40 protein-coding genes and 2 pseudogenes are annotated in these 26834 nt (G+C 60.9%); 11 read left to right on the top strand and 31 right to left on the bottom strand.

Features of this window, described 5'->3' with window-relative positions; translation table 11 throughout:
- Positions 1-15: 15 nt before the first annotated feature.
- The 9 genes and pseudogenes from ASD63_RS36355 to ASD63_RS26410 form a co-directional block, all read left to right on the top strand.
- Positions 16-488: pseudogene (locus tag ASD63_RS36355) on the top strand (alcohol dehydrogenase catalytic domain-containing protein); the annotation flags it as partial.
- A 99-nt stretch (positions 489-587) separates the two neighbouring features.
- On the top strand, positions 588-1167 hold a 580-nt coding region (locus ASD63_RS36350), incomplete at its 5' end, for a zinc-binding dehydrogenase (protein WP_244497280.1).
- A gap of 81 nt (positions 1168-1248) precedes the next feature.
- Entirely contained in the window at positions 1249-1689 is a 441-nt protein-coding gene (locus tag ASD63_RS26440) for a YaiI/YqxD family protein (protein WP_060530017.1), read from the top strand.
- Between the two features lie 48 nt (positions 1690-1737).
- Positions 1738-2385, top strand: coding sequence for a DUF1345 domain-containing protein (locus tag ASD63_RS26435; RefSeq protein ID WP_034795640.1), 648 nt, complete (start codon positions 1738-1740; stop codon positions 2383-2385).
- 24 nt (positions 2386-2409) lie between these two features.
- A complete protein-coding gene (fghA, locus tag ASD63_RS26430; RefSeq protein ID WP_034795636.1) occupies positions 2410-3243 on the top strand; it encodes an S-formylglutathione hydrolase in 834 nt (277 codons plus the stop codon).
- Between the two features lie 72 nt (positions 3244-3315).
- Positions 3316-3693, top strand: coding sequence for a fluoride efflux transporter CrcB (gene crcB / locus ASD63_RS26425; protein ID WP_034795634.1), 378 nt, complete (start codon positions 3316-3318; stop codon positions 3691-3693).
- 213 nt (positions 3694-3906) lie between these two features.
- The gene (locus tag ASD63_RS26420; RefSeq protein ID WP_034795631.1) at positions 3907-4899 is read left to right on the top strand and encodes an RluA family pseudouridine synthase; all 993 of its coding nucleotides are present in this window, start codon (positions 3907-3909) and stop codon (positions 4897-4899) included.
- Positions 4899-5564: an HAD-IA family hydrolase gene (locus tag ASD63_RS26415; RefSeq protein ID WP_034795628.1), complete on the top strand. Its 666-nt coding sequence runs from the start codon at positions 4899-4901 to the stop codon at positions 5562-5564. The genes ASD63_RS26420 and ASD63_RS26415 overlap by 1 nt, the downstream gene beginning before the upstream one ends.
- Positions 5557-6342: an ATP12 family chaperone protein gene (locus ASD63_RS26410; RefSeq protein ID WP_034795626.1), complete on the top strand. Its 786-nt coding sequence runs from the start codon at positions 5557-5559 to the stop codon at positions 6340-6342. Before ASD63_RS26415 ends, ASD63_RS26410 begins: the two co-directional genes overlap by 8 nt.
- A gap of 134 nt (positions 6343-6476) precedes the next feature.
- On the opposite strand, the gene sugE is transcribed toward ASD63_RS26410, so the two are convergent.
- The 3 genes from sugE to ASD63_RS26395 all read right to left on the bottom strand — a co-directional run bounded on the left by sugE (position 6477) and on the right by ASD63_RS26395 (position 9714).
- The gene (gene sugE / locus ASD63_RS26405) at positions 6477-6791 is read right to left on the bottom strand and encodes a quaternary ammonium compound efflux SMR transporter SugE (protein WP_034795623.1); all 315 of its coding nucleotides are present in this window, start codon (positions 6789-6791) and stop codon (positions 6477-6479) included.
- Positions 6792-7006: 215 nt separating this feature from the next.
- Positions 7007-8320: a replication-associated recombination protein A gene (locus ASD63_RS26400; RefSeq protein ID WP_034795619.1), complete on the bottom strand. Its 1314-nt coding sequence runs from the start codon at positions 8318-8320 to the stop codon at positions 7007-7009.
- Positions 8317-9714, bottom strand: a complete 1398-nt coding sequence (locus ASD63_RS26395; protein ID WP_034795616.1) for a DegQ family serine endoprotease — start codon at positions 9712-9714, stop codon at positions 8317-8319. Before ASD63_RS26395 ends, ASD63_RS26400 begins: the two co-directional genes overlap by 4 nt.
- A gap of 198 nt (positions 9715-9912) precedes the next feature.
- Between ASD63_RS26395 and msrP the strand changes: the two genes are divergently transcribed.
- Positions 9913-10857, top strand: coding sequence for a protein-methionine-sulfoxide reductase catalytic subunit MsrP (msrP, locus tag ASD63_RS26390; RefSeq protein ID WP_034795613.1), 945 nt, complete (start codon positions 9913-9915; stop codon positions 10855-10857).
- Positions 10858-10859: 2 nt separating this feature from the next.
- Positions 10860-11513 (top strand): protein-methionine-sulfoxide reductase heme-binding subunit MsrQ, encoded by a 654-nt coding sequence (gene msrQ / locus ASD63_RS26385; RefSeq protein ID WP_034795611.1) that lies wholly within the window; start codon positions 10860-10862, stop codon positions 11511-11513.
- Positions 11514-11673: 160 nt separating this feature from the next.
- On the opposite strand, the gene rplQ is transcribed toward msrQ, so the two are convergent.
- From rplQ to ASD63_RS34555, 28 genes and pseudogenes are all read right to left on the bottom strand, one after another.
- Positions 11674-12099: a 50S ribosomal protein L17 gene (rplQ, locus tag ASD63_RS26380; RefSeq protein ID WP_034795595.1), complete on the bottom strand. Its 426-nt coding sequence runs from the start codon at positions 12097-12099 to the stop codon at positions 11674-11676.
- Positions 12100-12143: 44 nt separating this feature from the next.
- Positions 12144-13154, bottom strand: a complete 1011-nt coding sequence (locus tag ASD63_RS26375; RefSeq protein ID WP_034795592.1) for a DNA-directed RNA polymerase subunit alpha — start codon at positions 13152-13154, stop codon at positions 12144-12146.
- Positions 13155-13257: 103 nt separating this feature from the next.
- A complete protein-coding gene (gene rpsK / locus ASD63_RS26370; RefSeq protein WP_003536496.1) occupies positions 13258-13647 on the bottom strand; it encodes a 30S ribosomal protein S11 in 390 nt (129 codons plus the stop codon).
- Between the two features lie 226 nt (positions 13648-13873).
- Entirely contained in the window at positions 13874-14242 is a 369-nt protein-coding gene (gene rpsM, locus ASD63_RS26365) for a 30S ribosomal protein S13 (protein ID WP_034795586.1), read from the bottom strand.
- A gap of 232 nt (positions 14243-14474) precedes the next feature.
- Positions 14475-15053, bottom strand: coding sequence for an adenylate kinase (locus ASD63_RS26360; protein ID WP_034795582.1), 579 nt, complete (start codon positions 15051-15053; stop codon positions 14475-14477).
- Positions 15050-16390 carry a preprotein translocase subunit SecY gene (secY, locus tag ASD63_RS26355; protein ID WP_034795578.1) on the bottom strand — a complete coding sequence of 447 codons (1341 nt, stop codon included), beginning with the start codon at positions 16388-16390 and terminating at the stop codon, positions 15050-15052. The genes ASD63_RS26360 and secY overlap by 4 nt, the downstream gene beginning before the upstream one ends.
- A 233-nt stretch (positions 16391-16623) precedes the next feature.
- Complete coding sequence (gene rplO, locus ASD63_RS26350; protein ID WP_034795576.1) at positions 16624-17094, bottom strand: 50S ribosomal protein L15; 471 nt, start codon at positions 17092-17094, stop codon at positions 16624-16626.
- A gap of 13 nt (positions 17095-17107) precedes the next feature.
- Entirely contained in the window at positions 17108-17311 is a 204-nt protein-coding gene (rpmD, locus tag ASD63_RS26345; RefSeq protein ID WP_034795572.1) for a 50S ribosomal protein L30, read from the bottom strand.
- 12 nt (positions 17312-17323) lie between these two features.
- On the bottom strand, positions 17324-17893 hold the full coding sequence (rpsE, locus tag ASD63_RS26340; protein ID WP_034795569.1) for a 30S ribosomal protein S5: 570 nt from the start codon (positions 17891-17893) through the stop codon (positions 17324-17326).
- A 128-nt stretch (positions 17894-18021) separates the two neighbouring features.
- Complete coding sequence (rplR, locus tag ASD63_RS26335; RefSeq protein ID WP_034795567.1) at positions 18022-18384, bottom strand: 50S ribosomal protein L18; 363 nt, start codon at positions 18382-18384, stop codon at positions 18022-18024.
- Positions 18385-18396: 12 nt separating this feature from the next.
- Positions 18397-18930, bottom strand: a complete 534-nt coding sequence (rplF, locus tag ASD63_RS26330; protein WP_034795564.1) for a 50S ribosomal protein L6 — start codon at positions 18928-18930, stop codon at positions 18397-18399.
- Positions 18931-18976: 46 nt separating this feature from the next.
- Complete coding sequence (gene rpsH, locus ASD63_RS26325; RefSeq protein ID WP_025426677.1) at positions 18977-19375, bottom strand: 30S ribosomal protein S8; 399 nt, start codon at positions 19373-19375, stop codon at positions 18977-18979.
- A gap of 12 nt (positions 19376-19387) precedes the next feature.
- A complete protein-coding gene (rpsN, locus tag ASD63_RS26320; protein ID WP_034795562.1) occupies positions 19388-19693 on the bottom strand; it encodes a 30S ribosomal protein S14 in 306 nt (101 codons plus the stop codon).
- Positions 19694-19727: 34 nt separating this feature from the next.
- Positions 19728-20285, bottom strand: a complete 558-nt coding sequence (gene rplE, locus ASD63_RS26315; protein WP_034795552.1) for a 50S ribosomal protein L5 — start codon at positions 20283-20285, stop codon at positions 19728-19730.
- Complete coding sequence (rplX, locus tag ASD63_RS26310) at positions 20278-20589, bottom strand: 50S ribosomal protein L24 (RefSeq protein ID WP_025426674.1); 312 nt, start codon at positions 20587-20589, stop codon at positions 20278-20280. The genes rplE and rplX overlap by 8 nt, the downstream gene beginning before the upstream one ends.
- 14 nt (positions 20590-20603) lie before the next feature.
- On the bottom strand, positions 20604-20972 hold the full coding sequence (gene rplN, locus ASD63_RS26305) for a 50S ribosomal protein L14 (RefSeq protein ID WP_034795548.1): 369 nt from the start codon (positions 20970-20972) through the stop codon (positions 20604-20606).
- 178 nt (positions 20973-21150) lie between these two features.
- On the bottom strand, positions 21151-21387 hold the full coding sequence (rpsQ, locus tag ASD63_RS26300; RefSeq protein ID WP_034795546.1) for a 30S ribosomal protein S17: 237 nt from the start codon (positions 21385-21387) through the stop codon (positions 21151-21153).
- A gap of 12 nt (positions 21388-21399) precedes the next feature.
- Positions 21400-21600, bottom strand: coding sequence for a 50S ribosomal protein L29 (gene rpmC / locus ASD63_RS26295; RefSeq protein WP_034795543.1), 201 nt, complete (start codon positions 21598-21600; stop codon positions 21400-21402).
- A gap of 11 nt (positions 21601-21611) precedes the next feature.
- On the bottom strand, positions 21612-22025 hold the full coding sequence (rplP, locus tag ASD63_RS26290; protein WP_011975175.1) for a 50S ribosomal protein L16: 414 nt from the start codon (positions 22023-22025) through the stop codon (positions 21612-21614).
- Between the two features lie 38 nt (positions 22026-22063).
- Positions 22064-22798 carry a 30S ribosomal protein S3 gene (gene rpsC / locus ASD63_RS26285; protein ID WP_034795537.1) on the bottom strand — a complete coding sequence of 245 codons (735 nt, stop codon included), beginning with the start codon at positions 22796-22798 and terminating at the stop codon, positions 22064-22066.
- Positions 22798-23187, bottom strand: coding sequence for a 50S ribosomal protein L22 (rplV, locus tag ASD63_RS26280; RefSeq protein WP_034795534.1), 390 nt, complete (start codon positions 23185-23187; stop codon positions 22798-22800). The genes rpsC and rplV overlap by 1 nt, the downstream gene beginning before the upstream one ends.
- A gap of 2 nt (positions 23188-23189) precedes the next feature.
- Positions 23190-23468 carry a 30S ribosomal protein S19 gene (rpsS, locus tag ASD63_RS26275; protein WP_018239488.1) on the bottom strand — a complete coding sequence of 93 codons (279 nt, stop codon included), beginning with the start codon at positions 23466-23468 and terminating at the stop codon, positions 23190-23192.
- A 15-nt stretch (positions 23469-23483) separates the two neighbouring features.
- Positions 23484-24320, bottom strand: coding sequence for a 50S ribosomal protein L2 (gene rplB / locus ASD63_RS26270; RefSeq protein ID WP_034795526.1), 837 nt, complete (start codon positions 24318-24320; stop codon positions 23484-23486).
- 43 nt (positions 24321-24363) lie between these two features.
- The gene (locus ASD63_RS26265; protein WP_034795524.1) at positions 24364-24657 is read right to left on the bottom strand and encodes a 50S ribosomal protein L23; all 294 of its coding nucleotides are present in this window, start codon (positions 24655-24657) and stop codon (positions 24364-24366) included.
- Positions 24654-25274 (bottom strand): 50S ribosomal protein L4, encoded by a 621-nt coding sequence (rplD, locus tag ASD63_RS26260; protein ID WP_034795521.1) that lies wholly within the window; start codon positions 25272-25274, stop codon positions 24654-24656. Before rplD ends, ASD63_RS26265 begins: the two co-directional genes overlap by 4 nt.
- A gap of 12 nt (positions 25275-25286) precedes the next feature.
- Positions 25287-25973 carry a 50S ribosomal protein L3 gene (gene rplC, locus ASD63_RS26255; RefSeq protein ID WP_034795518.1) on the bottom strand — a complete coding sequence of 229 codons (687 nt, stop codon included), beginning with the start codon at positions 25971-25973 and terminating at the stop codon, positions 25287-25289.
- 139 nt (positions 25974-26112) lie between these two features.
- Complete coding sequence (rpsJ, locus tag ASD63_RS26250; RefSeq protein WP_003507767.1) at positions 26113-26421, bottom strand: 30S ribosomal protein S10; 309 nt, start codon at positions 26419-26421, stop codon at positions 26113-26115.
- A 320-nt stretch (positions 26422-26741) separates the two neighbouring features.
- Positions 26742-26834, bottom strand: a pseudogene (locus ASD63_RS34555) (elongation factor Tu); the annotation flags it as partial.

Below are 26834 nucleotides of genomic sequence, written 5' to 3'. Positions count from 1 at the left end.
CCTGTTCCCGGCGANGGGCCGGCGAAGTGCTGATCGAGGTCAAGGCCACAGGCATCTGCCACACCGACGATTTCACCCTGTCCGGCGCCGATCCGGAAGGCCTGTTCCCGGCGATCCTCGGCCATGAAGGCGCCGGCATCGTCGTCGACGTCGGCCCGGGCGTGACCTCGGTGAAGAAGGGCGACCACGTCATCCCGCTCTACACGCCCGAGTGCCGCTCCTGCCCRTCGTGTCTGTCGCGCAAGACCAAYCTGTGCACCGCGATCCGCTCGACRCAAGGCCAAGGCCTGATGCCYGACGGCACCTCGCGCTTCTCGATCGGCAAGGACAMGATCCACCACTACATGGGCTGCTCGACCTTCGCCAACTACACGGTGCTGCCGGAGATCGCGGTTGCCAAGGTCAACCCGGACGCGCCGTTCGACAAGATCTGCTACATCGGCTGCGGCGTGACGACCGGCATCGGCGCCGTCATCAACACGGCACAGGTGGAAATGGGTGCGACTGCGATCGTCTTCGGTCTCGGCGGCATCGGCCTCAACGTCATTCAGGGCCTGCGCCTTGCCGGTGCCGACATGATCATCGGNGGTGGAAATGGGTGCGACTGCGATCGTCTTCGGTCTCGGCGGCATCGGCCTCAACGTCATTCAGGGCCTGCGCCTTGCCGGTGCCGACATGATCATCGGTGTCGACCTCAACAACGACAAGAAGGCCTGGGGCGAACGCTTCGGCATGACCCACTTCGTCAACCCGAAGGAGGTCGGCGACGACATCGTGCCGTACCTCGTCAACATGACCAAGCGCGGAGCCGACCAGATCGGCGGCGCCGACTACACCTTCGACTGCACCGGCAACACCAAGGTSATGCGCCAGGCGCTCGAGGCCTCGCATCGCGGCTGGGGCAAGTCGGTCGTCATCGGCGTTGCCGGCGCCGGCCAGGARATCTCCACCCGGCCGTTCCAGCTCGTCACCGGTCGCACCTGGATGGGCACCGCCTTTGGCGGYGCGCGCGGCCGCACCGACGTGCCGAAGATCGTCGACTGGTACATGGAAGGCAAGATCGAGATCGACCCGATGATCACCCACACGATGCCGCTCGAAGACATCAACAAGGGCTTCGAACTGATGCATTCTGGCGAGAGCATCCGCTCGGTCGTTCTCTACTAAGCTGCTATTTTGATTCAAGGAGGCGCCGGAGACGATTGATTTCCGGCGCCTTTTTCAGTCCCGTTGAGAAGTTGATTCAAGATGATCTATGTCGACGCAGACGCCTGCCCGGTGAAAGCCGAAATCCTGAAAGTGGCCGATCGCCACGGGATCGAGGTGACCTTGGTCGCTAATTCGGGCCTGCGCCCTTCGCGCGACCCGATGGTGCACAATGTCATCGTCTCGGCAGGCTTCGACGCGGCCGACAACTGGATCGCCGAACGGGCGCACGAGGGCGATATCGTCGTTACCGCCGACGTGCCGCTTGCCGTTCGCTGCGTTGCCGCCGGCGCACTTGTCACCGGCCCCTCCGGCCGGGTCTTCGACAAGGGCAATATCGGCATGGCGTCTGCGATGCGCGATCTCGGACAGCACCTGCGCGAGACCGGCGAGAGCAAGGGCTACAACGCCGCCTTCACACCGCGCGATCGATCCACCTTCCTCGAAACCCTTGACCGACTCGCGCGTCAGTCGAAAAAATGATCGCGCAACGGGCGGGACCATGGGGCCCGCAATCGCAGGGGCACTAGCATGGCAGCGACGACGAAGCTCAGGCACTGGCCGTTTTACACCGCCATTCTGTGCGCGCTCGCAAGCGTGCCTGTCCTCTGGTTCGTGGCGCAGCGTTTCGCCCTTGAAGGGGCAGCGATCACCTTCTTCTGCGTCTATCTCGTCCTATGCTGGCGGCGCTTGCGGATGATGACCGGTCGGCATCTGAAGACCCATGCCAGGAACACCGACGAGCCCGAGGTCGTGATCCTGCTCGTGACGTTCGGGGCAGCCGCGAGTTCGCTCGTATCCTTGTTTTTCGCGCTCAACGGCGAGAAGTCCGGCTCGGCGCTGGCGCTCGGCCTCGCCTTTGCCTCCGTTGTGCTCGGCTGGGCAACGATCCACATGATGGCGGCCATGCACTACGCCCATGTCTATTGGGTCCCAGCACCCGATGGTCCGACCACCGAACCGGCACGCGGACTCGATTTTCCCGAAACGCCCGAGCCCGGCGGCTTTGACTTCCTCTATTTTTCCTTCGTCATCGGCATGACGGCGCAAACCTCCGATGTCGCCATCACCAAGACGGCCATGCGGCGCATCAACCTGATACACGCCATCGTATCGTTTTTCTTCAACACCGTGCTCGTCGCCGCCGCCGTCAATGCGGCCGTGCAGCTTGCCGGTTGAGCATCTTTATCCAAGGAGCATCCCATGAAAGTCCTTTCGCAAAACACCACCTTCGGCGGCATGCAGGGCGTCTTTTCGCACGAGTCCGAGGCATGCAAGGGCGAGATGACCTTCGCCGTCTTTGTACCGCCGCAGGCAATCAACGAGCCGCGGCCGGTGCTCTGGTATCTCTCCGGCCTCACCTGCACGCATGCGAACGTCATGGAGAAAGGCGAGTACCGGCGCATGGCCGCCGAGCTTGGCTTGATCGTCGTCTGCCCGGATACGAGCCCGCGCGGCACTGATGTTCCCGACGAACTGACGAACTGGCAGATGGGCAAGGGTGCAGGCTTCTATCTCGATGCCACCGAAACGCCCTGGGCCGAGCACTACCAGATGTATAGCTACATCACCGAGGAGCTGCCCGCCTTCGTCAGCCAGCACTTCCGCATGGACATGAGCCGCCAGGGCATCTTCGGCCATTCGATGGGCGGTCACGGCGCCATGACCATCGCGCTCAAGAACCCGGGCCGCTTCAAGAGCTGCTCGGCCTTCGCCCCGATCGTCGAGCCTTCGACCGCCGACTGGTCGATCGGCGCCTTCGAGAAATATCTGGGCGCGGACCGCGCCGCCTGGCGCCAATATGATGCCTGCGCGCTCGTCAAGGATGGTGCGCGCTTCCCCGGGTTCCTGATCGATCAGGGCAAGGCGGACAGCTTCCTTGAAAACGGCCTGCGTCCCTGGCTGTTCGAGGAAGCGGTCAAGGGCACCGGCATCGATTTGACGCTGCGCATGCATGAACGCTACGACCATTCCTACTACTTCATCTCGACTTTCATGGACGATCATCTGCGCTGGCATGCCGAGCGGCTGATCTAGCCACCGAATGGCGCAATTTCGTATGAAAGCCGCTTTCGCGGAATTGCGCCGTCAATCTACCCGGAGCGACTGATGACCCACCTTCTCCTTGTTGGCGCCGGCGGCGCGATCGGCTCGATGCTGCGTTATCTCGTCGGTCTCTGGGCCGTTCACCGCTTCGGGTCCGGCTTTCCCTGGGGCACGTTTGGCGTCAACATAACGGGGTCGTTCCTGATCGGCGTGCTCGCCGAAGTGATCATGCGCAAGTTCGGCGCCTCGCCGGACATGCGTGTCTTCCTCATCACCGGCATTCTGGGCGGTTACACCACCTTTTCCACCTTCTCGCTGGACGCAATCACGCTCTTCGAGCGCGGCGATGTCATGCTATCGGCCGTCTATGTCATCGCCAGTGTCGCGCTTTCGATCCTCGCGGTCTTCAGCGGGCTGGCTCTGATGCGCGCAATAGTCTAAAGGCTCGTCTTACAGGCGCTGCGTATCCAGGGGACACGCGGCGCATTGCTGCATTGTCCTTCAACCGTTGTCGCTTCGAGGGCATTGTCATGCAGCAACGAAAATATTGCGGCAGCCTTTGCGCGCCTGAAGCCTCCTCTTTGCGTCATCCCAACGCAGGGGCTTCGGACCGACGCGCGACGCTGCGACCAAACAGAAGGCAGGTTCGCTCAAATGGCAGGCATAGAACACAGGCAGGTGGACGGTGACGAGGCGGGCATGCGCCTGGATCGCTGGTTCAAGGTGCATTTTCCGGGACTGGGCTTCGGCCCGCTGCAGAAGCTTTTGCGCTCCGGCCAGATCCGCGTCGACGGTGCCCGCGCCAAATCCGACACGCGGATCCAGCCCGGCCAGACGATCCGCATTCCGCCGCTCGGAGTGGATCCCAAGGAAACCAAGACCGGGCCGATCGCCGGACGCGACCTCAGGAACTCACCCGACGGCGAACTGCTGTCGCGCATGGTGCTGCACGAGGACGCCAAGGTTATCGTGCTCAACAAGCCTGCCGGCCTTGCCGTTCAGGGCGGCTCGGGCGTCAACCGACATATCGACAAGATGCTTGAAGCCTGGACCAACCAGAAGGGCGAAAAGCCGCGTCTCGTCCACCGGCTCGACCGCGACACGTCAGGCGTCTTGGTGATCGCCCGCACCCGGGGTGCAGCGCAGAAGCTGACCGCCGCCTTCCGCGAGCGCGACACCAAAAAGACCTACTGGGCGCTGGTCAAGGGCGTGCCGCGCAAGCGCGAAGACCGCATCTCCACCTGGCTCGTCAAGGAGCAGACGCCGGATGGCGACCGTATGCGCATCGCCAAACACGGCGAAGACGGTGCCGACCACGCCATCTCCTACTACCGTATTCGCGAACAGGCCGCACAGAACCTCGCCTGGCTGGAGATGGAGCCCTATACCGGCCGCACCCATCAGCTTCGCGTCCATGCACTGCACATTGGACACCCGATCCTCGGCGACCCCAAATATTTCGACGCCGATATCAACTGGAGCCTGCCCGGCGGCATGCAGAACCGTCTGCATCTGCACGCGCGCCATATCGATATTCCTCACCCGGACGGTGGCCGCCTGCGCGTGACCGCACCGCTGCCACCGCACATGGTCCAGAGCTGGAACCTGCTGGGCTTCGAAGAGAACGAGCCTGGCGAGGACGACTGATGAAACTGGCGCTTTTTGATTGTGACGGTACGCTGGTCGATAGCGGAGGCCTGATCCATGAAGTGATGGCGCGCACCTTCGAGGCCTTCGATCTCGAGCGCCCGCCCCTCTCGGCAACCAAGAGCATTATCGGCTTGACCCTCGACATTGCCATCGCGCGCCTGCTCGGCCGCGAACATGTCGACGATCAGGCGCTGGCGATGACGGCGCACTACAAGTCGATCTTCGCCGGCGTTCGCGCAGAGGCAGGCTTCCAGGAGCTTCTGTTTCCGGGTATCGCCGACATGATGCAGACGCTGTCGTCACGCGACGCACTGTTGATCGGCGCCGTAACCGGCAAGTCGCGTCGCGGCCTGACGCATATTTCCGAGACTCACGGCTTCGACCGGATCTTCTTCGTGTCCCGCACCGCCGACGACTGCCCCTCCAAGCCGCATCCGGCCATGGTGACGGAATGCTGCTTTGAAGCCGGCATCGATGCGAAGGATACGGTCGTCATCGGCGACGCGATCTACGACATGCAGATGGCCAAGGCCGCTGGAGCATCCGCCATCGGCGTCGCCTGGGGCTATGCTTCCGTTCCCGACCTCATCGAGGCGGGCGCGGATTTCGTTGCCCGGACGCCGGCCGACATCATTGAATGGATGGAACACAATCATGTCTGATATTCGCGACGAACTCAGCGGTGCGATGAGCCACGAGGATCCGGTCCGCCGCGCGCAAATCCAGATGCTGAAGCCACTACCGAAGCGCTTCTACAAGGACGTCAGCGTGGCCGCGGCCGATGGCGATACGCACGCGGTGCTGCTCGACGGCCGCACCGTGCGCACGCCGGCCAAGCAGCCGCTTGCCGTGCCGACGCGCAAGCTCGCCGACATGCTCGCCGCCGAATGGGATGCGCAGGCAGAGGTCATCGATCCCGGCAAGATGCCGATCACGCGTATCGTCAATACCGCACTTGACGGCGTCGCCAAGGACCAGCGCTCGGTCTTCGACGATATCCTGCGTTTCGCCGGAACGGACATGCTCTGCTATCGCGCCGATAGCCCGGAAGGCCTTGTCGCCCGCCAGAACGAAATCTGGAACCCGGTGATCGAGTGGGCCCAGCAGGCACTCGGCGCCCGTTTCATCCTCGCCGAAGGCGTGATCCACCAGGAGCAGCCGGAGGAAGCACTTTCCGCCTATGCCGAAGGCCTGCGCGCCTTCGCAACCCCGCTCGGCCTCACCTGCGTCCACACGGTGACGAGCCTCACCGGCTCTGCGTTGCTGGCGCTCGCCTTCGCTTCCGGCCGGATATCCGCCGAAGAAGCCTGGACGGCCGCCCATGTCGACGAGGACTGGCAGATCGAACATTGGGGAACCGACGAGGAGGCCTTCCGCCGCCGCGAGAACCGCTGGCAGGAAATGCAGGCGGTCGCCACGGTTCTTGACGCCCTGCGCTGACGACACCGGATACCACGGAATGCGAAGCGGGCTGCGTGTCTTCCGACGCGCAGCCCGCTTTCTTTTTTGTTCAATATGTCGGCGTCAGAGCGGCTCTGTTCGCGCTAACGTAACGGAAGCCAATAGCCGCAGCGTTAAGCGGCCAGCTTCAGGCCGGCGATACCGCTGACGATGAGCGCGATGCAGCCAAGGCGAACGAAGGTTGCCGGCTCTGCGAACAGGAAAATGCCGAGGATCACGGTGCCGACGGTGCCGATGCCGGTCCAGACAGCGTAAGCCGTACCGAGCGGCAGGGTCCGCACGGCGAGACCGAGCAACGCGATGCTGAGGATCATCGAACCGACGGTCAGGATCGTCGGTGTCACCCGCGTAAAACCATCCGTGTATTTGAGACCAATTGCCCAGCCGATTTCAAGAATACCGGCAAGCAGAAGAAGGAACCAGGCCATGTCAAACTCCCAAAGTTTGGAGCGAGGCCGTCCCCGCGGATGTTCGGTATCGCCTTTGCGAACCGTGCAGCCGTCTGCAACGCGGGTTCTATCTCACACTCCAGTTTCGCCGGCAAGGCGGTCAAGGGCAAATCAGCCCTGCGTCCGCGGCAAAGCTAAACCATTTCACGCTGTCGTTGAAACCATGGAAACGTGAGGGGTCTGCAAGTCTGCCCCTACGGTGCGTTGCGCTCCCGACGGAGTTTCGCCCACCATTCCAGCCGCTTGCGGATCTCGCGCTCGAAACCGCGCTCCGGCGGATCATAGAAGTTTCTGCGCCCCATCTTCTCGGGGAAATAGTCCTGGCCGGAAAAAGCATCCGGCTCGTCATGGTCGTAGCGGTAGCCGTCGCCGTAGCCCTCACCCTTCATCAGTTTCGTCGGGGCGTTGAGGATATGTTTCGGCGGCAGCAGCGAGCCGTTTTCCTTCGCCGCCCGCATCGCTGCCTTGTAGGCGGTATAGACGCCGTTCGATTTCGGCGCGGTCGCGAGATAGACGCAGGCTTCGGCAAGCGCCAGTTCGCCCTCGGGCGAGCCGAGATAGTCATAGGCGTCCTTGGCGGCGTTGCAGATCACCAGGGCCTGCGGGTCGGCAAGGCCGATATCCTCGACCGCCATGCGCACCAGGCGCCGCCCGAGATAAAGCGGATCCTCGCCGGCATCGAACATGCGGCAGAGATAGTAGAGTGCGGCATCCGGATCAGAGCCACGCACCGACTTGTGCAGGGCCGAGATCAGATTGTAGTGGCCGTCCTGGCCCTTGTCATAGACCGGCGCCCGGCGCTGGACGATGTTCTGGAGTGCTGCCGCATCGAAGATCTCGTCGCGCCGCGCCGCGCGCCAGACTTCTTCCGCCAGCGTCAGCGCAGCGCGACCGTCGCCGTCGGCCATGCGGATGAGGCTGGCGCGCGCATCCGCATCGAGCGGCAGTTTCTTGCCCTCGGACTCTTCGGCGCGCGACAGCAGTTCCTCGATACTGTCTTCGCCATGCGGCTTGAAGGTCAGCACCCGGGCTCGGGACAGGAGAGCGGCGTTGAGTTCGAAGGATGGGTTTTCCGTCGTCGCGCCGACAAGGATCACGGTGCCGTCTTCCATCACCGGCAGGAAACTGTCCTGCTGTGCCCGGTTGAAGCGATGAATCTCGTCGACGAAAAGCAGCGTCTGACGGCCGGACATGCGCCTTGCCCGCGCCGCCTCGAACACCTTCTTGAGATCAGCGACGCCGGAGAAGATCGCGGAGATCTGCTCGAAGGCGAGACCCGCCTCCCCCGAAAGCAGCCGCGCCACGGTCGTCTTGCCTGTTCCGGGCGGCCCCCAGAAGATCATCGACCCGAGCGAACCCGAAGCAATCATGCGCGACAGCACGCCATCCTCACCGGTCAGGTGATCCTGACCGGTGACTTCGGCAAGCGTTCGCGGGCGAAGCCGGTCGGCAAGCGGTCTTGCCGACGCCATTTCCGGTGGTTCGTGGGCGGTGAACAGGTCGCTCATCGGAAGAACTGACGGATGAGCTGGCCGTCGCGCTCGATCTCGACACGCCAGAAGGAGGCATCGTCGGCCATTACCTGTTCCAGCGTCTTCGACGTGTCGATCGCCGTGCCGTTGACCGACCGCACGATGTCCTTCGGCTCGAGGCCGATGCGGGCGGCGGGCGAACCGCGGTTGACCTGCATGACGACGACGCCCTGCAGCGAGGTCGACATGCGCAGCTCGTCGGCAAGGCGCGGCGACAGGTTGGCAACGACTGCACCGGCGAAGGGGTTACGACCTTCGATCAGCCGTTCATCGCGTGGCGAGGTCTCGGGCGCCCGGTCGAGCTTGATCGTCACTTCCCGCGGCTTGCCGTTTTCCGATACGGTGACGCGCGCCTCATGACCGATGCCGACCGTCGTCAGGCGATAACCGAGTGCGTCGGGATGTTCGACCTCGATGCCGTTGACGGCGGTGATCACCTGGCCGGGCTTGATACCGGCCTGTTCGGCCGGGCCACCGGCCACGACGGCGGTCACCAGCGCACCACGGGCGCGGCTGAGGCCAAGGGCTTCGGCCACTTCCGAAGTGACCGGCTCGAAGCTGGCGCCGATGAAAGGACGCACGAAGGCGCCGTTGCCACCTTCGGCCGACGCAACGAAGACCTTCACCAGATTGGCGGGGATGGCAAAGCCAACGCCGTTAGAACCGCCGCCCTTGGAGAAGATGGCCGTGTTGATGCCAATGAGCTGGCCGTTCATGTCGATAAGGCCACCGCCGGAATTACCCGGGTTGATCGCCGCATCCGTCTGGATAAAGAAGCCGAAATCACCCGAGGAGACCTGATTGCGCGCGAGCGCCGAGACGATGCCACTCGTCACCGTCTGGCCGACGCCGAAGGGGTTGCCGATCGCGAGCACGAGGTCGCCGACCTCGACTGCATCGGAATCACCAAGCGGCACGATGTCGAAGGGACCGTCCGACTGGATCTTCAAAACAGCGAGGTCGAGCCGGTCGTCCTTGAGCACGATCTTGCAGGGAAACTCGCGGCCATCGGCCAGCGCCACCTTTATATCGTCGGCGCCCTCGATGACGTGGTTATTGGTCACGACGATGCCGTTCTTGCCGACGATCACCCCGGAACCGAGCGAAGACTGCTTCTCCGAGCGGTTCGGCATGCGTTGGCCGAAGAACTCCTCGAAGAAGGGGTCACCGGAGAAAATCGAACGGCGCTCGACCACCCGCTCGGCATAGACGTTGACGACGGCATTTGCCGTCTGCTTGACGAGAGGCGCAAAGGAAAGCTGCATTTCGGTCCGCGATTGCGGAACGCTCTTGGCCTCCTGGGCCAATGCCGGACAGGCGAGAGAAACAGCGATGACGAGCGAAACAAGCGCTCTTCGACCTACGATCATGTAAAGCATTCTCCTATTCGTCGCGGCTACGTTCAGATAGGATTTCGCGGGAAAAAAGGCAAATGTTGGCGCAGGATATGCAAAGTTGCCAGCTTCACGCGCTACGCACGAAAACGTGGTTCGCAACCCCTTTCACGGTGATCGAAAGTCTGGTGAGTTCATAGAAGACAAGGCTCATAAATCACTTCGGAAAAGACCATGCCATCTTACCGCCCGCCGCGAATCGTTTCCTCCGAGATCACCCCGGAGGCCCTCTTTTTCAACCGCCGCACCTTCCTAGGGGCTGCTGCCGGCGGCGGCATGCTGCTTGCGGGCAGCGGCACGGGGCTGGCGGCCGCACTCGGCGCGCCCAAGAGCAAATACACTGTCGACGAAGACCTGACGCCGGAGGCCGACGTCACCAGCTACAACAATTTCTACGAGTTCGGGACCGGCAAGGGCGACCCTGCTGCCAATTCGAACAGCTTCAAGCCAACGCCCTGGACCGTGAAAGTCGATGGCCTCGTCGGCAAGCCGAAGGAATTCGGGCTCGAGGAACTGCTAGCGCTCCCGATCGAGGAACGCGTCTACCGCATGCGCTGTGTCGAGGCCTGGTCGATGGTGATCCCCTGGACCGGGTTTCAGCTCTCGGCCCTGCTCGACAAGGTAGAGCCGCTTGGCAGCGCGAAATATGTCTCGTTCGAAACCGTCGTGCGCCCGTCCGAAATGCCGGGACAATCCGGGTTCTTCCAGCCGCTTGCCTGGCCCTATCGCGAAGGGCTGAGACTCGACGAGGCCCGTCACCCGCTGACGCTGCTGTCCGTCGGCGTCTACGGCAAGACGCTTCCCAACCAGAACGGCGCGCCGATCCGGCTGGTTACCCCTTGGAAATACGGATTCAAGGGGATCAAGTCGATCGTGCGTATTTCGCTCACGGAAACCCAGCCACCGTCCACCTGGAACCTCTCGGCGCCGAACGAGTACGGCTTCTTTGCCAACGTCAATCCGGCGGTCGATCATCCACGCTGGAGCCAGGCAACGGAAAACCGCATCGGCGGTGGCGGCTTCTTCGGCTCCAACCGGCGCGATACCCTGCCCTTCAATGGCTATGCCGACGAGGTGGCCGGACTTTATGCCGGCATGGATCTCAGAGCGAACTATTGATCATGGCCCGCCTGCCCTCGCTCCCGAAACGCTACCATTCGGCCTCGGTCTGGGGGCTCTACGGCTTTGGTCTGCTGCCCGCCGCCTATGCATTCTATCTCGGCGCTACGGGCCAACTGCCCGGAAACCCGGTCAAGGAATTCGAACACCTGCTCGGCCTCTGGGCGCTGCGTTTCCTCGTCGCGACATTGGCGATCTCGCCGATTCGCGACCTATTCGGCATCAACTGGCTGCGCTATCGGCGGGCCTTAGGTTTGCTGGCGTTCTACTATGTGCTGATGCATTTCCTCGCCTACATGCTGCTCGATCAGCGGCTAAACTTTCCGAGCATACTGGCCGACATCGCCCGCCGCCCCTTCATCACCATCGGCATGGCCGCACTCGTCATGCTGATCCCGCTGGCGCTCACCTCCAACAACTGGTCGATCCGCAGGCTCGGTACGCGGTGGAACACGCTTCACCGCCTGGCCTATGTGATCGCCACCGCCGGCGCCGTGCATTTTTCGATGTCGGTGAAGGTCATCGGCGCCGAACAGCTGCTTTATCTCGGGCTCGTCGCCGTACTGCTTGTCTGGCGGCTGGTGCGCAAGCCGTATCTGCGGCGCAAGCGACAGGCGGCCAATGCGTCGGTCAGAACCGCCGCCGGAAGCGCCTGAGGCCATCTTCGCCTCGCCAGGACATCGACCCTCGATCGCATTTCGACGAAACGGTGACAGAACGAGCACACCGTCAAACGCACGCTAAGCAACAGCCCCAAAAGAAAAAGCGGCCGGGTGACGAACACCCGGCCGCTTCAATCTTCTGCCTTCGATCGGCTTAGGCTGCTTCAGCAGCTTCGGCTTCTGCAGCAACGCGGGCGAGATCCTTCGCGCCCTTTGCCGAGACGTCGCGGTCAACGAATTCGATGACGGCGAGCGCGGCGTTGTCGCCGTGCCGGAAGCCAGCCTTCATGATGCGCAGGTAGCCGCCGTTGCGGGTGGCGTAGCGCGATGCGATCGTGTCGAACAGCTTGGCAACGACAGCGGCGTCGCGGATCTGCGAGATCGCCTGGCGGCGAGCGTGCAGGTCACCGCGCTTGCCGAGCGTGACGAGCTTCTCGACGATCGGGCGGATTTCCTTGGCCTTCGGCAGGGTCGTAACGATCTGCTCGTGTTCGATCAGCGAAGCTGCCATGTTGGCAAACATCGCCTTGCGGTGGCTGGCGGTTCTATTCAGCTTGCGGCCGGCTTTACCGTGGCGCATGGCTATTCTCCTTCACTTGCAGGCATTCGCCCGCAGTCTAATGGTTAGTATTGGTCTTCGTAACGCTTGGCGAGATCTTCGATGTTCTCGGGCGGCCAGGACGGCACTTCCATGCCGAGGTGCAGGCCCATGGAAGCGAGAACTTCCTTGATTTCGTTCAGCGACTTGCGACCAAAATTCGGCGTGCGGAGCATTTCTGCTTCGGTCTTCTGAATGAGGTCGCCGATGTAGACGATGTTGTCGTTCTTCAGGCAGTTGGCCGAACGGACCGAAAGTTCCAGTTCGTCGACCTTCTTGAGAAGCGCCGGGTTGAAGGCGAGTTCGGTAACTGCCTCTTCCTCTGCTTCCTTCTGCGGCTCGTCGAAGTTGACGAAGACCGACAGCTGGTCCTGAAGGATGCGGGCCGCAAATGCGATCGCATCTTCACCGGTGACGGAACCGTCCGTCTCGATGGACATCGTCAGCTTGTCATAGTCAAGAACCTGGCCTTCGCGGGTGTTTTCCACCTTGTAGGACACCTTCTTGACCGGCGAGTACAGGCTGTCGACCGGGATCAGGCCGATCGGAGCATCTTCCGAACGGTTGCGATCAGCCGGCACGTAACCCTTGCCGTTGTTGACGGTGAACTCCATGCGGATCTCAGCGCCCTCGTCGAGGGTGCAGATCACATGGTTCGGGTTGAGGATTTCGATATCGCCAACCGTCTGGATGTCACCGGCGGTTACAACGCCCGGACCCTGCTTGCGCACGACCATGCGCTTTGCGTCGTCGCCATCCATCTTGATGGCGATTTCCTTGATGTTGAGCACGATGTCCGTCACATCTTCCCGGACGCCCGGGATAGAGGAGAACTCGTGCAGGACGCCGTCGATCTGCACTGCGGTGACAGCAGCACCGCGCAGCGACGACAGCAGCACGCGGCGAAGCGCGTTGCCGAGCGTCAGACCGAAGCCGCGTTCAAGCGGTTCCGCAACCAACGTTGCCTTGGTGCGGCCGGAGGAGACGAACTCCACCTTGTTCGGCTTGATCAGTTCCTGCCAATTCTTCTGGATCATGTTTTCTGCCTTCCGTTCGTTGCCACCATCCAATCGTGGCAACCGAGCCCCGAAGACCGGGAGCGCGCATCTGCGCCCTCACCGGCATATTGAATGCATATGATCAGACGCGGCGCTTCTTGCGCGGGCGGCAGCCGTTGTGCGGGATCGGGGTCACATCGCGGATCGAGGTGATCATGAAGCCCGCAGCCTGCAGCGCGCGAAGAGCGGATTCACGGCCGGAACCCGGACCGCAAACTTCGACTTCCAGCGACTTCATGCCGTGTTCCTGAGCCTTCTTGGCGCAGTCTTCAGCGGCGATCTGTGCGGCAAACGGGGTCGACTTACGCGAACCCTTGAACCCCTTGGCACCGGCAGACGACCAGGCAATCGCGTTGCCCTGTGCGTCGGTGATGGTGATCATGGTGTTGTTGAACGACGAATTGACGTGCGCGACGCCAGACGTGATGTTCTTGCGTTCGCGACGGCGAACGCGGGTGGCTTCCTTGGCCATAGGATCCCTTTCTTAGATCTCTGCACCGCCGTAATTCCAGCGGCTCCACCGGGAAAAGGATTTGACGTCCCCTGCCCTGCATCTTCATTTCCCGCAGGACGAGATATCGTCCGGCGAACATATCGCCCGGCCGGATCGGCCGAACAAAGGTCAGGCAAACGCCCTTCCAAACTGCAAAAGGAGGCCGGCGTTTGACACCAGCCTCCCAATCTCCCTTTTCGGGAAATTACTTCTTCTTACCGGCAATCGCCTTCGCCGGACCCTTGCGGGTGCGAGCGTTGGTGTGGGTGCGCTGACCGCGAACCGGCAGGCCACGACGGTGACGCAGGCCGCGGTAGCAGCCGAGGTCCATCAGGCGCTTGATGTTCATCGAGGTCTCGCGACGCAGGTCACCTTCGACCTGGTAGTCGCGGTCGATCGTTTCGCGGATCTGCAGGACTTCAGCGTCCGTCAGCTGATGCACGCGACGATCAGCCGGAATACCGACCTTCTCGATGATTTCCTGTGCGAATTTCGGGCCGATCCCGTGAATGTAGGTCAGCGCAATAACTACGCGCTTTGCCGTCGGGATGTTGACGCCAGCGATACGTGCCACGTCTATTCTCCTTGCGTTCCAGTTGCCATCCGGCAATAGGTGCTTCGTTACGCGACCTCGAAGAGCCGCACGTTGATTGAGGTTCGAGACACGTCAAAAACGACCGTACCCGGACTTCATTTTCTTTGAAGACCGCGCCGACCGCTCTCATGTCGCGAGTTGGCGCTGTCTTTGGCGGAATCGGCCGGAAAAGTCAACTCCCCGGCAGTTCCTTTTCGGCAAAGACCAGTGTCTAAGCCAGAATCTTCTCGATCTCGGCGGTGACGGTGTTCACTTCCGCCATGCCATCAACCGTTCTGAGCTGCCCCGTTCCGGCGTAGTGCTCGGAGAGCGGCGCCGTCTTTTCACGGTACTCGGTCAGCCGGCGCTTGAAGGCTTCCGGATTGTCGTCCGAACGTACAGTGCCGCCGGCTGCGATGGTTTCCGCTACGCGATTCTCCATCCGCTTTACAAGGGCTGCCTCGTCGACCTTGAGCTCGATTACGGCATCGAGCTTCAGACCCTTGCCCTCGAGCATCTTGCCGAGCGCAATCGCCTGCGGAACCGTGCGCGGGTAACCGTCGAGGATGAACCCCTTCGCGCAGTCCGGCTGGTCGATGCGATCCGACACGATTTCGTTGACGATCTCATCGGATACCAGCTGACCGGCATCCATGACCGCCTTCGCACGCTTGCCGACCTCGGTCGCCTGGGCGACGGCCGCCCGCAGCATATCTCCTGTGGAAAGCTGCGGAATGCCGTATCTCTCCGTCAGAAGCTTGGCCTGTGTCCCCTTGCCAGCGCCCGGCGGTCCCAAAAAAATCAGTCTCATCGTCCCCTCTTTCCTCCGCGCAGCTTCGACTTCTTGATCAGCCCCTCATATTGCTGTGCGATGAGGTGGCCCTGGATCTGTGCTACCGTATCAAGGGTGACGCTGACAACAATCAAAAGCGACGTACCACCAAGGTAGAACGGCACGCCGGTCTGAGCGATCAGAACTTCCGGCAGAATGCAGACGAAGATCAGATAGGCCGCACCGATCACGGTGATGCGCGTCAGGACATAATCGATATATTCCGCGGTACGCTCGCCCGGACGAATGCCCGGAATGAAGCCGCCGTGCTTCTTCAGATTGTCGGCCGTGTCCTTCGGATTGAACACGATCGCGGTGTAGAAGAAGGCGAAGAACGCGATCATCGCACCGTAAAGCACCATGTAGAGCGGCTTGCCGTGCGCAAGTGCACCAACCACGGTGGTCGCCCAACCCGGCAGCGTCGCCGTGTTGGCAAAGCCTGCGAGCGTTGCCGGCAGAAGCAGCAGCGACGAGGCGAAGATCGCCGGGATGACGCCCGCGGTGTTGAGCTTCAGCGGCAGGTGCGAGGTGTCGCCCTGGAACATGCGGTTGCCGACCTGGCGCTTCGGATACTGGATCAGAAGCCGCCGCTGCGCACGTTCGACGAACACGATGAGCGCGATGACGCCGACGACCATGACGATGATCGCGAGGATCAGCGGGGTGGACAGAGCGCCGGTGCGGCCGAGTTCGAGCGTGCCGGCGAGCGCCGTCGGCAGATGTGCGACGATACCGGCGAAAATGATCAGCGAGATGCCGTTGCCGATGCCGCGCGAGGTGATCTGTTCACCGAGCCACATCAGGAACATGGTGCCGCCAAGCAGAGAAATGACGGTCGAAACACGGAAGAACCAACCCGGATCGTTGACGAGGCCGTTGCCGCTCTCGAGGCCGACGGCGATGGCGTAAGCCTGCGCCGTGCCAAGAAGCACCGTGCCGTAACGGGTGTACTGGTTGATGATCTTGCGGCCCTGCTCGCCTTCCTTCTTCAGCTGTTCCAGTGCCGGAACGACAGAGGTCATCAGCTGAACGATAATCGAAGCAGAGATATAGGGCATGATGCCGAGCGCGAAGATCGCCATGCGCTCAACTGCACCGCCCGAAAACATGTTGAAGAGGCCGAGGATACCGCCGCTCTGGCCGCGGAATGCCTGGGCAAACGCTTCCGGGTTAAGACCGGGCAGCGGGATATAGGTGCCAAGACGGTAAACCAGAAGCGCACCAAGCGTGAACCAGAGCCGTTTCTTCAGATCTTCCGCCTTGGCGAAAGTCGAGAAATTCAGGTTCGAGGCGAGCTGTTCCGCTGCAGAAGCCATGCAATTCTCCGCGTACCAAATCTCGGAATCAGCGGGAACACCCGGTCCGTTCCGGAAGGACTAACTTTTCGTCTTGAAAACCGGACGCGAGGCGATTGTGTCTGCAATCGGATGCCTCACCGTGGTTTCCGCTATGTCCGCCGCGGCGAGCGATTCGCGCTTGCGGACGTGAGGCTCACATATGGGAGCAAAACCGCCCGGAGTGAAGCACCCCGGGCGGTTCATCAATAATATTATTCAGCAGCCGCAGCGAGCAGCTTGATCGAGCCGCCAGCCTTTTCGATCTTCTCGATCGCCGACTTGGAAGCACCGGCAACTTCGAGCGAAACCTTCGCCTTCAGTTCGCCGTCGGCCAGAACGCGGACGCCGTCCTTTTCGCGACGGATGACGCCGGCAGCCTTGAGGGCAGCTGCGTCAACGGTCTTGGAAGCGTCGAGCTTCTTGGCGTCGATTGCCGTCTGGATACGGCCGAGCGACACGACAACAAACTCCGAAGCGAAGATGTTGTTGAAGCCGCGCTTCGGCAGACGACGGTAGATCGGCATCTGGCCGCCTTCGAAGCCGTTGATGGCGACGCCCGAACGAGCCTTCTGACCCTTCACACCGCGACCGGCGGTCTTGCCGGAGCCCGAGCCGATACCACGGCCAAGACGCTTACGGCTGTGGGTCGAGCCTTCGTTGTCCTTGATTTCATTCAGTTTCATGAGCTTATCCCCCTCACTTCTCGTCGACGACGCGAACGAGGTGCTGGACAGTCCGGATCATGCCGCGGACAGACGGAGTGTCTTCCAGCGTGCGAACCCGGTGCATCTTGTTGAGGCCCAGACCGATCAGCGTCTGACGCTGTACGGCCGGACGGCGAATGGGGCTACCGACCTGCTCGACGGTAACGGTCTTCGCTGCGACTTCTTTCTTAGCCATCTGTCAGCTCCCTTATTCTTCGGAAGCAGCGCCGGAGGAAACACGACGAGCCTGGAGCGTGGCGTACTTCATGCCGCGCTGAGCTGCGATGTCCTTCGGGTGCATCTGGTTCTTGAGGGCGTCGAACGTTGCGCGAACCATGTTGTAGGGGTTCGACGAACCGGTCGACTTGGCAACGACGTCATGAACGCCGAGCGTTTCGAAGACGGCGCGCATCGGGCCACCAGCGATGATACCGGTACCGGCCTTGGCCGAACGCAGCAGCACCTTGCCGGCGCCATGACGGCCGTGAACGTCGTGATGCAGGGTACGACCACCACGCAGCGGGACGAAAATCAGGTCGCGCTTTGCGGCTTCGGTTGCCTTGCGGATGGCTTCCGGCACTTCGCGTGCCTTGCCATGACCGAAGCCAACGCGGCCCTTCTGGTCGCCAACGACGACGAGAGCGGCGAAACCGAAACGACGACCGCCCTTCACCACCTTGGCGACGCGGTTAATTGCTACGAGCTTATCGACAAATTCGCTGTCGCGCTCTTCGCGGTTCTGGCGATCTTCGCGAGAACCCTTTCTTTCCTGTGCCATTGTCCTTTTCCTTTTTCTTTTCCGGGTGCAATCGGCAGATTGACAAAAGTCGCCCCCGTCCGATGGATCGGATGCGACCGGAAACCTATGAGAGTGCCAGGCAGGCGCAACGCCCGCCTGGCGACCGATCAGAAGTTCAGACCACCTTCACGGGCAGCATCGGCCAAAGCCTTGATGCGGCCGTGATAGATGAAGGCGCCACGATCAAAGACAACGTCCTTGACGCCAGCCTTGGCGGCACGCTCAGCGATGAGCTTGCCGACGGCAGCAGCAGCTGCCGTGTCAGCGCCCGTCTTCAACGACGAACGCAGATCGGTATCGAGCGTGGAGGCAGACGCAAGCGTCTTACCGGCCACGTCGTCGATAACCTGTACGTAGATGTTCTTCGACGAGCGATGAACCGACAGGCGCGGACGGCCATTGGCGACCGCCTTGATTTGACGGCGCACGCGGTTGGCGCGACGCACAAGAGTATCTTTCCTGCTAGCCATTTCGCGTGATCCTTACTTCTTCTTGCCTTCTTTGCGGACAATCCGCTCTTCGGCATACTTGACGCCCTTGCCCTTGTAGGGCTCGGGGCCGCGGTATTCGCGGATTTCCGCGGCAACCTGGCCGACCTGCTGCTTGTTGATGCCGGACACGATGATTTCGGTCGGCTTCGGAACAGCAATCGTGATGCCTTCCGGGGTCTGGTAGACGACGTCGTGGCTGAAGCCGAGCGCCAGCTGCAGGTTCTTGCCCTGCAGCGACGCACGATAACCAACGCCGTTGATTTCGAGCTTGCGCTCGTAACCGTCCTTGACGCCCTTGAAGATGTTCTCGATCATCGTGCGGGACATGCCCCACTTCGAACGAGCATCCTTGCTCTGGCTGAGCGGCTGTACAACAACCGCATTTTCTTCGAGCTTTACCGATACTTCGTCGTTTGCAACAAAGAACAGTTCGCCCTTCGGGCCCTTCGCCGTTACCTTCTGGCCATCAACGCTTGCCGTGACGCCTGCCGGAACCTGAACGGGCTTCTTACCGATACGAGACATTTTTATACCTGTCTGTTCGCTATGGAGAACTTGCTACCGTCTTCGATTAGAAGACGGAGCAAAGGATCTCGCCACCAACATTCTGTTCGCGTGCCTGATGATCGGCCATCACGCCCTTCGGGGTCGAAAGGATGGTGATGCCGAGGCCGTTCGCGACCTGCGGAATGGACTTAACCGAGACATAAACTCGGCGGCCCGGCTTGGAGACGCGTCCGATCTCACGGATCACGGAAGCGCCTTCGTAGTACTTCAGTTCGATGTTCAGCTCGGCCTTGCCGTTGCCGAATACGACTTCGGAGTAACCACGGATGTAGCCTTCAGCCTGAAGAACATCCAGAACACGTGCACGGAGCTTCGAAGCCGGCGTGGAAACGCTCGACTTGCGGCGAGCCGCGCCGTTACGGATACGGGTGAGCATATCGCCCAGCGGATCAGTCATTGCCATGTGCCCGTCTCCTTACCAGCTCGACTTGACAATACCCGGCACCTTGCCGAGGTTGCCCAGTTCGCGAAGCGCAATACGCGACATACGAAGTTTACGATAGAAGGCGCGCGGACGGCCGGTAACTTCGCAACGGTTGCGGATGCGGGTCTTGGATCCATCGCGCGGCAGGCCTGCCAGCTTGATGGTTGCCTTGAACCGCTCTTCAATCGGCAGAGACTGGTTCATGATGGTCGCCTTCAGAGCGGCACGCTTTGCAGCCTGCGAGGCAACCAGTTTGCGGCGGCGCTTGTTCTTTTCAACTGCGCTCGTTTTCGCCATTACAGTTATCCTTCTTTACGCTTGTCGTTACGGATTACTGACGGAACGGGAAGTTGAACTCTGTGAGCAGAGCGCGAGCTTCGTCGTCGTTAGTAGCCGTCGTGCAAACGATGATGTCCATGCCCCACATCTGATCAACCTTGTCGTAGTTGATCTCAGGGAACACAATGTGTTCCTTGACGCCCATGGCGAAGTTGCCACGTCCGTCAAAGGACTTCGGATTGAGGCCACGGAAGTCGCGAACGCGCGGAAGCGCAATGTTCACGAGGCGATCCAGGAACTCAAACATCCGAACGCCGCGCAGGGTAACCTTGGCACCGATCGGCATACCTTCGCGAAGCTTGAAGCCTGCGATGGAGTTGCGAGCGCGGGTGATGACCGGCTTCTGACCAGCAATCGCTGCGAGGTCGGCTGCAGCAACGGTCGGCTTCTTGGAGTCGCCCGTCGATTCGCCAACGCCCATGTTGATGACGATCTTGTCGAGGCGCGGGATCTGCATTTCGTTGGCGTAGGAGAACTTCTCCTGCATAGCCGCACGAATACGCTCGACATATTCCTTCTTGAGCCGCGGCTCGTAAGCGGACTTAGCCATCGATCACTACTCCCGAACGCTTGGCCACGCGGACCTTCTTGTCGCCATCGATCTTGAAACCGACGCGGGTCGGCTTGCCGTCCTTCGGATCGGCAATCGCGATGTTCGAAAGATGGATCGAGGCTTCCTTGTTGATGATGCCGGCTTCCTGGCTCTGGGTCTGGCGCTGGTGACGCTTCACCATGTTTACGCCACGCACGACAGCCCGGTCTTCCTTCGGCATTACCTGTACGACTTCGCCGGTACGACCCTTGTCCTTACCGGTGAGAACGACGACTTTGTCGCCTTTGCGAATCTTTTGCATCTCTCAACGCTCCCTTAGAGTACTTCTGGAGCCAGCGAGATGATCTTCATGTGGTTCTTGGCGCGAAGTTCGCGCGGAACCGGTCCGAAGATACGAGTGCCGATCGGCTCTTTCTTGTTATCGATAAGAACGGCTGCGTTGGTGTCAAAGCGGATGACAGAGCCATCCGGACGGCGGATGTCCTTCGCAGTGCGAACGACAACAGCCTTCATGACATCACCCTTCTTTACGCGGCCGCGCGGAATGGCTTCCTTGATCGAAACGACAATGATGTCGCCGACCGACGCATACTTGCGCTTGGAGCCGCCCAGCACCTTGATGCACATGACACGACGTGCGCCGGAATTATCCGCCACGTCGAGGTTTGTTTGCATCTGAATCATGTCAGGTCGCCTTCTTGTTGTTACCAGGCCGGTTGGGTCGAAACCCCCTCGCCCGGCTTATAGTGCTCATCTCAAAGCAAAAGAACGCCCGGAATCGAGCGTTCCCCTGCTTCAATTGCGTGCTTCATACAGGTATTTTCCCAAGACGCAAGGGTCTTGGCGTCAAAACCTGCTGAAATCAAGCGTGGGCGGCGACTACCGTCCAGCGCTTATCCTTCGAGATCGGCGCACATTCCTCGATGGAAACGACGTCACCAACCTTGTACTGGTTGTTTTCGTCATGCGCCTTGTACTTCTTGGAGCGACGGACGGTCTTCTGGAGGATCGGATGCGCAAAGCGGCGCTCGACCCGTACGACGACGGTCTTGTCGTTCTTGTCGCTGACAACAGTGCCCTGCAGAATGCGTTTCGGCATATTTTCTGGTCCTTAGGCCTTGGCTTCTGCCGCCTTCTGGCGGGCAATGGTTTTGACGCGTGCGATGTCCTTGCGGACTTCGTTGATACGCGAAGACTTCTCGAGCTGGCCGGTTGCCTTCTGGAAGCGCAGGTTGAACTGCTCCTTCTTCAGCTTGGCGAGCTCTTCGTTGAGTTGATCGGCGCTCAGGGCGCGAACATCTACGGCTTTCATGAGTTCACTCCTTACTCTGCGATACGCTGCACGAAGCGCGTCTTGACAGAGAGCTTGGCAGCGCCAAGACGAAGTGCCTCACGGGCAAGTTCTTCGCTGACACCATCGATCTCAAACATCATTCGGCCGGGCTTGACCTTGCATGCCCAGTATTCGACCGAACCCTTACCCTTACCCATGCGGACTTCCGTCGGCTTGGCGGTGACCGGAACGTCAGGGAACACACGGATCCAGACGCGGCCGGCGCGCTTCATGTGACGCGTGATCGCGCGGCGGGCCGCTTCGATCTCGCGTGCATTCACGCGGTTGGGTTCCTGAGCCTTAAGGCCGAATTCGCCGAAAGCGAGATCAGATCCGCCCTTGGCTACGCCCTTGATGCGGCCCTTGAACTGCTTGCGATACTTCGTACGCTTTGGCTGCAACATTTTTTTACTTCTCCGATATTGGCTGCCAAACGCGAATGTTACGCGTTTTCACGACGGCGGTCACGATCGCCACGGTCGCGATCACGGCCTGCCGGGCCCTGGTTGTCACTTTCGATCGCGCGACGCTCCGAAGCCATCGGATCATGCTCAAGGATTTCGCCCTTGAAGATCCAGACCTTGATGCCGCAGATACCGAAAGCGGTTTCCGCTTCAGCCGTGCCGTAGTCGATGTCCGCACGCAGCGTGTGCAGCGGAACGCGACCTTCGCGGTACCATTCGGTACGAGCGATTTCGGCGCCACCGAGGCGGCCGGCGCAGGTGATCTTGATGCCTTCGGCGCCAAGACGCATGGCCGACTGAACAGCGCGCTTCATCGCACGGCGGAAAGCCACGCGGCGCTCGAGCTGCTGGGCAATCGACTGAGCGACGAGGGTCGCGTCGACTTCCGGCTTGCGCACTTCAACGATGTTGAGGTGCGTTTCGGAGCTGGTCATCTCGGAAAGCTTCTTGCGGAGCTTCTCGATGTCAGCGCCCTTCTTGCCGATGATCAGGCCCGGACGAGCGGAGTGGATCGTGACGCGGCACTTCTTGTGCGGACGCTCGATTACCACCTTGGCGATGCCGGCAGCCTTCAGTTCTTCCATCAGGTAAGCGCGGATCTTCAGGTCTTCGTGAAGAAGCTGGCCGTACTCGGCGTTGTCCGCGAACCAGCGGCTGTCCCAGGTCCGGTTGATACCGAGACGGAAGCCGATCGGATTAATCTTCTGACCCATTATGCGGCCTCCCCTTTGGCTTCCACTTCACGGACGACGATCGTCAAGTGCGAGAACGGCTTTTCGACACGCGATGCACGGCCGCGACCACGAGCGTGGAAGCGCTTCATGACAATCGACTTGCCAACGTAAGCTTCTGCAACGACGAGCGAATCGACGTCGAGATCGTGGTTGTTCTCCGCGTTTGCGATGGCAGATTCAAGGGTCTTCTTGACCGTCTCTGCAATGCGCTTGCGGGAGAATTCCAGTTCGGCCAGAGCGCGATCGACCTTCTTGCCGCGGATCATCGCGGCAACCAGGTTGAGCTTCTGGGGGCTGACGCGGATCGTGCGCGCAACTGCCTGCGCCTCATTATCCTTCAGCCGGCGTTCGGCTTTTGCCTTGCCCATTGTTACTTCCTCTTTGCCTTCTTGTCCGCACCGTGACCGTAGTAGGTCCGGGTCGGAGAGAATTCACCAAACTTGTGGCCGACCATGTCTTCGTTGACGCTGACCGGGACGTGCTTGCTGCCGTTGTAGACGCCGAAGGTGAGACCGACAAACTGCGGAAGGATCGTGGAGCGACGGCTCCAGATCTTGATCACTTCGTTGCGACCGCCTTCGCGGACCTTCTCAGCCTTCTTGAGAAGATAACCGTCAACGAACGGACCTTTCCATACTGAACGAGTCATTCGAGACTTCCTCTCTTACTTCTTCTTCTGGTGGCGCGAGCGCATGATGAACTTGTCGGTCGACTTGTTCGAGCGCGTACGCTTACCCTTCGTGGGCTTGCCCCACGGGGTAACCGGGTGACGACCACCCGAGGTACGGCCTTCACCACCGCCGTGCGGGTGGTCAACCGGGTTCATGACGACACCGCGAACGTGCGGCTTCTTGCCACGCCAACGCGAACGACCAGCCTTACCGTCATTGATGTTGCCGTGGTCGGGGTTCGACACGGCGCCGATCGAGGCGAGGCAGGAACCATGCACCAGGCGCTGTTCACCAGAGTTCAGGCGAAGGATCGCCATGCCCTGGTCGCGGCCAACGAGCTGTGCGTAGGTACCGGCGGAGCGGGCCATCTGGCCGCCCTTGCCCGGCTTCATTTCCACGTTGTGGATGATGGAGCCGACCGGGATGTACTGCAGCGGCATCGTGTTGCCGGGCTTCACGTCAACGGCCTTTTCCGAAGCGATGACCTTGTCGCCAGCAGCAAGGCGCTGCGGAGCGAGGATGTAGGCCTTTTCGCCGTCGGCGTAGTTGACGAGCGCGATGAACGCGGTGCGGTTCGGGTCGTATTCCAGACGCTCGACCGTGCCTTCAACGTCGAACTTGCGACGCTTGAAGTCCACCAGACGATAGGTGCGCTTGTGACCGCCGCCCTGGAAGCGAACGGTGATGCGACCGAGGTTGTTGCGACCGCCCTTGGAGGACAGGCCCTCGGTCAGCGCCTTTACCGGCTTGCCCTTGTAGAGGCCGGACCGGTCAACGATGACCAGCTGGCGCTGGCTCGGGGTCGTCGGATTGAAACTTTTCAATGCCATTTTCTTGTTCCCTTTTGGGTTTTTACCCTAATGGGCCTATCCGTTAGAGACCGGTGGAGACGTCGATGGACTGACCGTCGGCGAGCGTAATGACCGCCTTCTTCACGTCCTTCTGCTTTCCGGCAAAGCCGCGGAAACGCTTCGTCTTGCCCTTGCGGACCAGCGTGTTCACGGCCGTAACCTTGACGCCGAACAGAGCTTCGACTGCAGCCTTGATTTCAGGCTTCGAAGCGTCCTTGGCGACGTTGAAGACGACCTGGTTCTGTTCGGAAACCAGCGTCGACTTTTCAGTGATCGAGGGGGACACGATCACGTCGTAGTGGCGAAGATCCGTCATTTGAACCGCTCCTCCAGAGCTTCCACGGCAGCCTTGGAAAGCACGAGCTTGCCACGGCGCAGAATGTCGTAAACGTTGATGCCCTGAACCGGCAGAACGTCCACGTTCGGGATGTTCTGGGCTGCGAGCTTGAAGTTGTTCTCGATCTCGGCGCCGCCGATGATGAGAGCGTTGGTGAGACCGAGCGACGCGAATACGCCGGCGAGAGCCTTCGTCTTGGCTTCCTTGGCAACGAGATCGTCGATGACGATGATCTCTTCAGCCTTCAGCTTGGCCGAGAGTGCATGGCGCAGGCCGAGGGCGCGAACCTTCTTCGGCAGGTCATGGGCGTGGCTGCGAACAACCGGGCCATGAGCCTTGCCACCGCCCCGGAACTGCGGAGCACGAGCGGAGTGGTGGCGGGCGCGGCCCGTACCCTTCTGCTTGTACATCTTGGCGCCGGTGCGGGACACTTCAGCGCGGCCCTTGGCCTTGTGCGTGCCCTGCTGCTTCTTGGCGAGCTGCCAGCGAACGACGCGGGCAATGATGTCTTCACGGGGTTCGAGGCCGAAAATGGCGTCAGAAAGAGAAACCTTTCCTGCGTCCTTGCCCTCGAGGGTTTTGACGTTGAGATCCATTATTCGGCTCCCTTACTTCGATGCTTCGGCGCGCACAGCGGCCGGACGCGGAGCGCCTTCCGGGGTGCCCGACTTGATGGCGTCACGAACGACGATCCAGGCACCCTTGGAGCCGGGGACAGCGCCCTTGACCAGGATCAGACCGCGGTCTTCATCGGTCGATACGACTTCGAGGTTCTGAGTGGTGACGCGCGTCTGGCCCATGTGACCAGCCATGCGCTTGCCCTTCCAAACGCGGCCCGGGTCCTGGTTGGAACCGGTAGAACCATGCGAACGGTGCGATACGGAAACGCCGTGCGTTGCACGCAGACCGCCGAAGTTGTGGCGCTTGATGGCGCCGGCAAAGCCCTTACCGATCGTGGTACCGGTGACGTCGACGAGCTGACCGGCGACGAAATGGTTCGCCGTCAGTTCTGCACCGATGTCGATCAGGTTGTCCGCGGAAACGCGGAACTCGACGAGCTTCGCCTTCGGCTCGACGTTGGCAGCAGCAAAGTGGCCGCGCATCGCCTTCGGCGTGTTCTTGACCTTGGAGCGGCCAGCACCGAGCTGGACAGCAACGTAGCCGTTCTTTTCTTCCGTACGCTGGGCTACCACCTGGCAGCTTTCCAGCTTCAAAACTGTAACCGGGATATGCTCACCGGCGTCGTTATAGACGCGGGTCATTCCCACTTTCTGTGCAATCACACCTGAACGCATTGGTTCATTCCTCTTGAGAGTTAGTGACGGAGCGAGCCCCTTCACATCTCTGGTTTAAGGTTTCCTTGAGATCATCCGATCTTGAGGTCGCCCGTTTTTGGAAGCCGTTGGACCGAGGTCCACGTACCTTCCTTGTTTATTAAAGCTTGATTTCCACGTCGACGCCGGCAGCCAGGTCGAGCTTCATCAGCGCGTCAACGGTCTGCGGGGTCGGGTCTACGATATCGAGAAGGCGCTTGTGGGTGCGCATTTCGAACTGTTCACGGCTCTTCTTGTCGACGTGCGGCGAGCGGTTGACCGTAAACTTTTCAATGCGCGTCGGCAGCGGTACGGGACCGCGCACGCTTGCACCGGTACGCTTTGCAGTCGACACGATTTCGCGCGTCGAGGCGTCGAGGATCCGGTGATCAAACGCCTTGAGGCGGATGCGGATGTTCTGGCCGTTCATACGACTTATCCTTGTTCAGGTTACTTGCGGTTTCCGTGGAAAAACACGCAGTGAACTTCGTTTAATTTCGGCCAGTCCGCTAACTTTTCAAAGATCGGAGGGACAGGGTTTCCCCTGCCCCTTCCTATTTGAGCGGCCGTGGCCGGCCTGTCTTTCTGTGAGCGCACAACGTCGAAGCACCGTGCAAATCACGCGTGGGCGCCATTTGCACTATTTCGTCGTCTTCGGCAAGCCGTGCGACCAACTAAATCTTTCGGGGCGGGTATGTCCAAGGCGCATAGCACATGCGCCTTGTGTCTTCCCGCCCTCAGTCTCGTCGATTACTCGACGATCGAGGCAACGATGCCTGCGCCGACGGTACGGCCGCCTTCGCGGATTGCGAAGCGCAGCTTTTCTTCCATCGCGATCGGAAC

This window comes from Ensifer sp. Root558 (assembly GCF_001427045.1).
Classification (GTDB): Bacteria; Pseudomonadota; Alphaproteobacteria; order Rhizobiales; family Rhizobiaceae; genus Ensifer; species Ensifer adhaerens.
The sequence above is the reverse complement of the archived record's forward strand: the minus strand, read 5'-3'. Positions and strand labels throughout refer to the sequence as shown.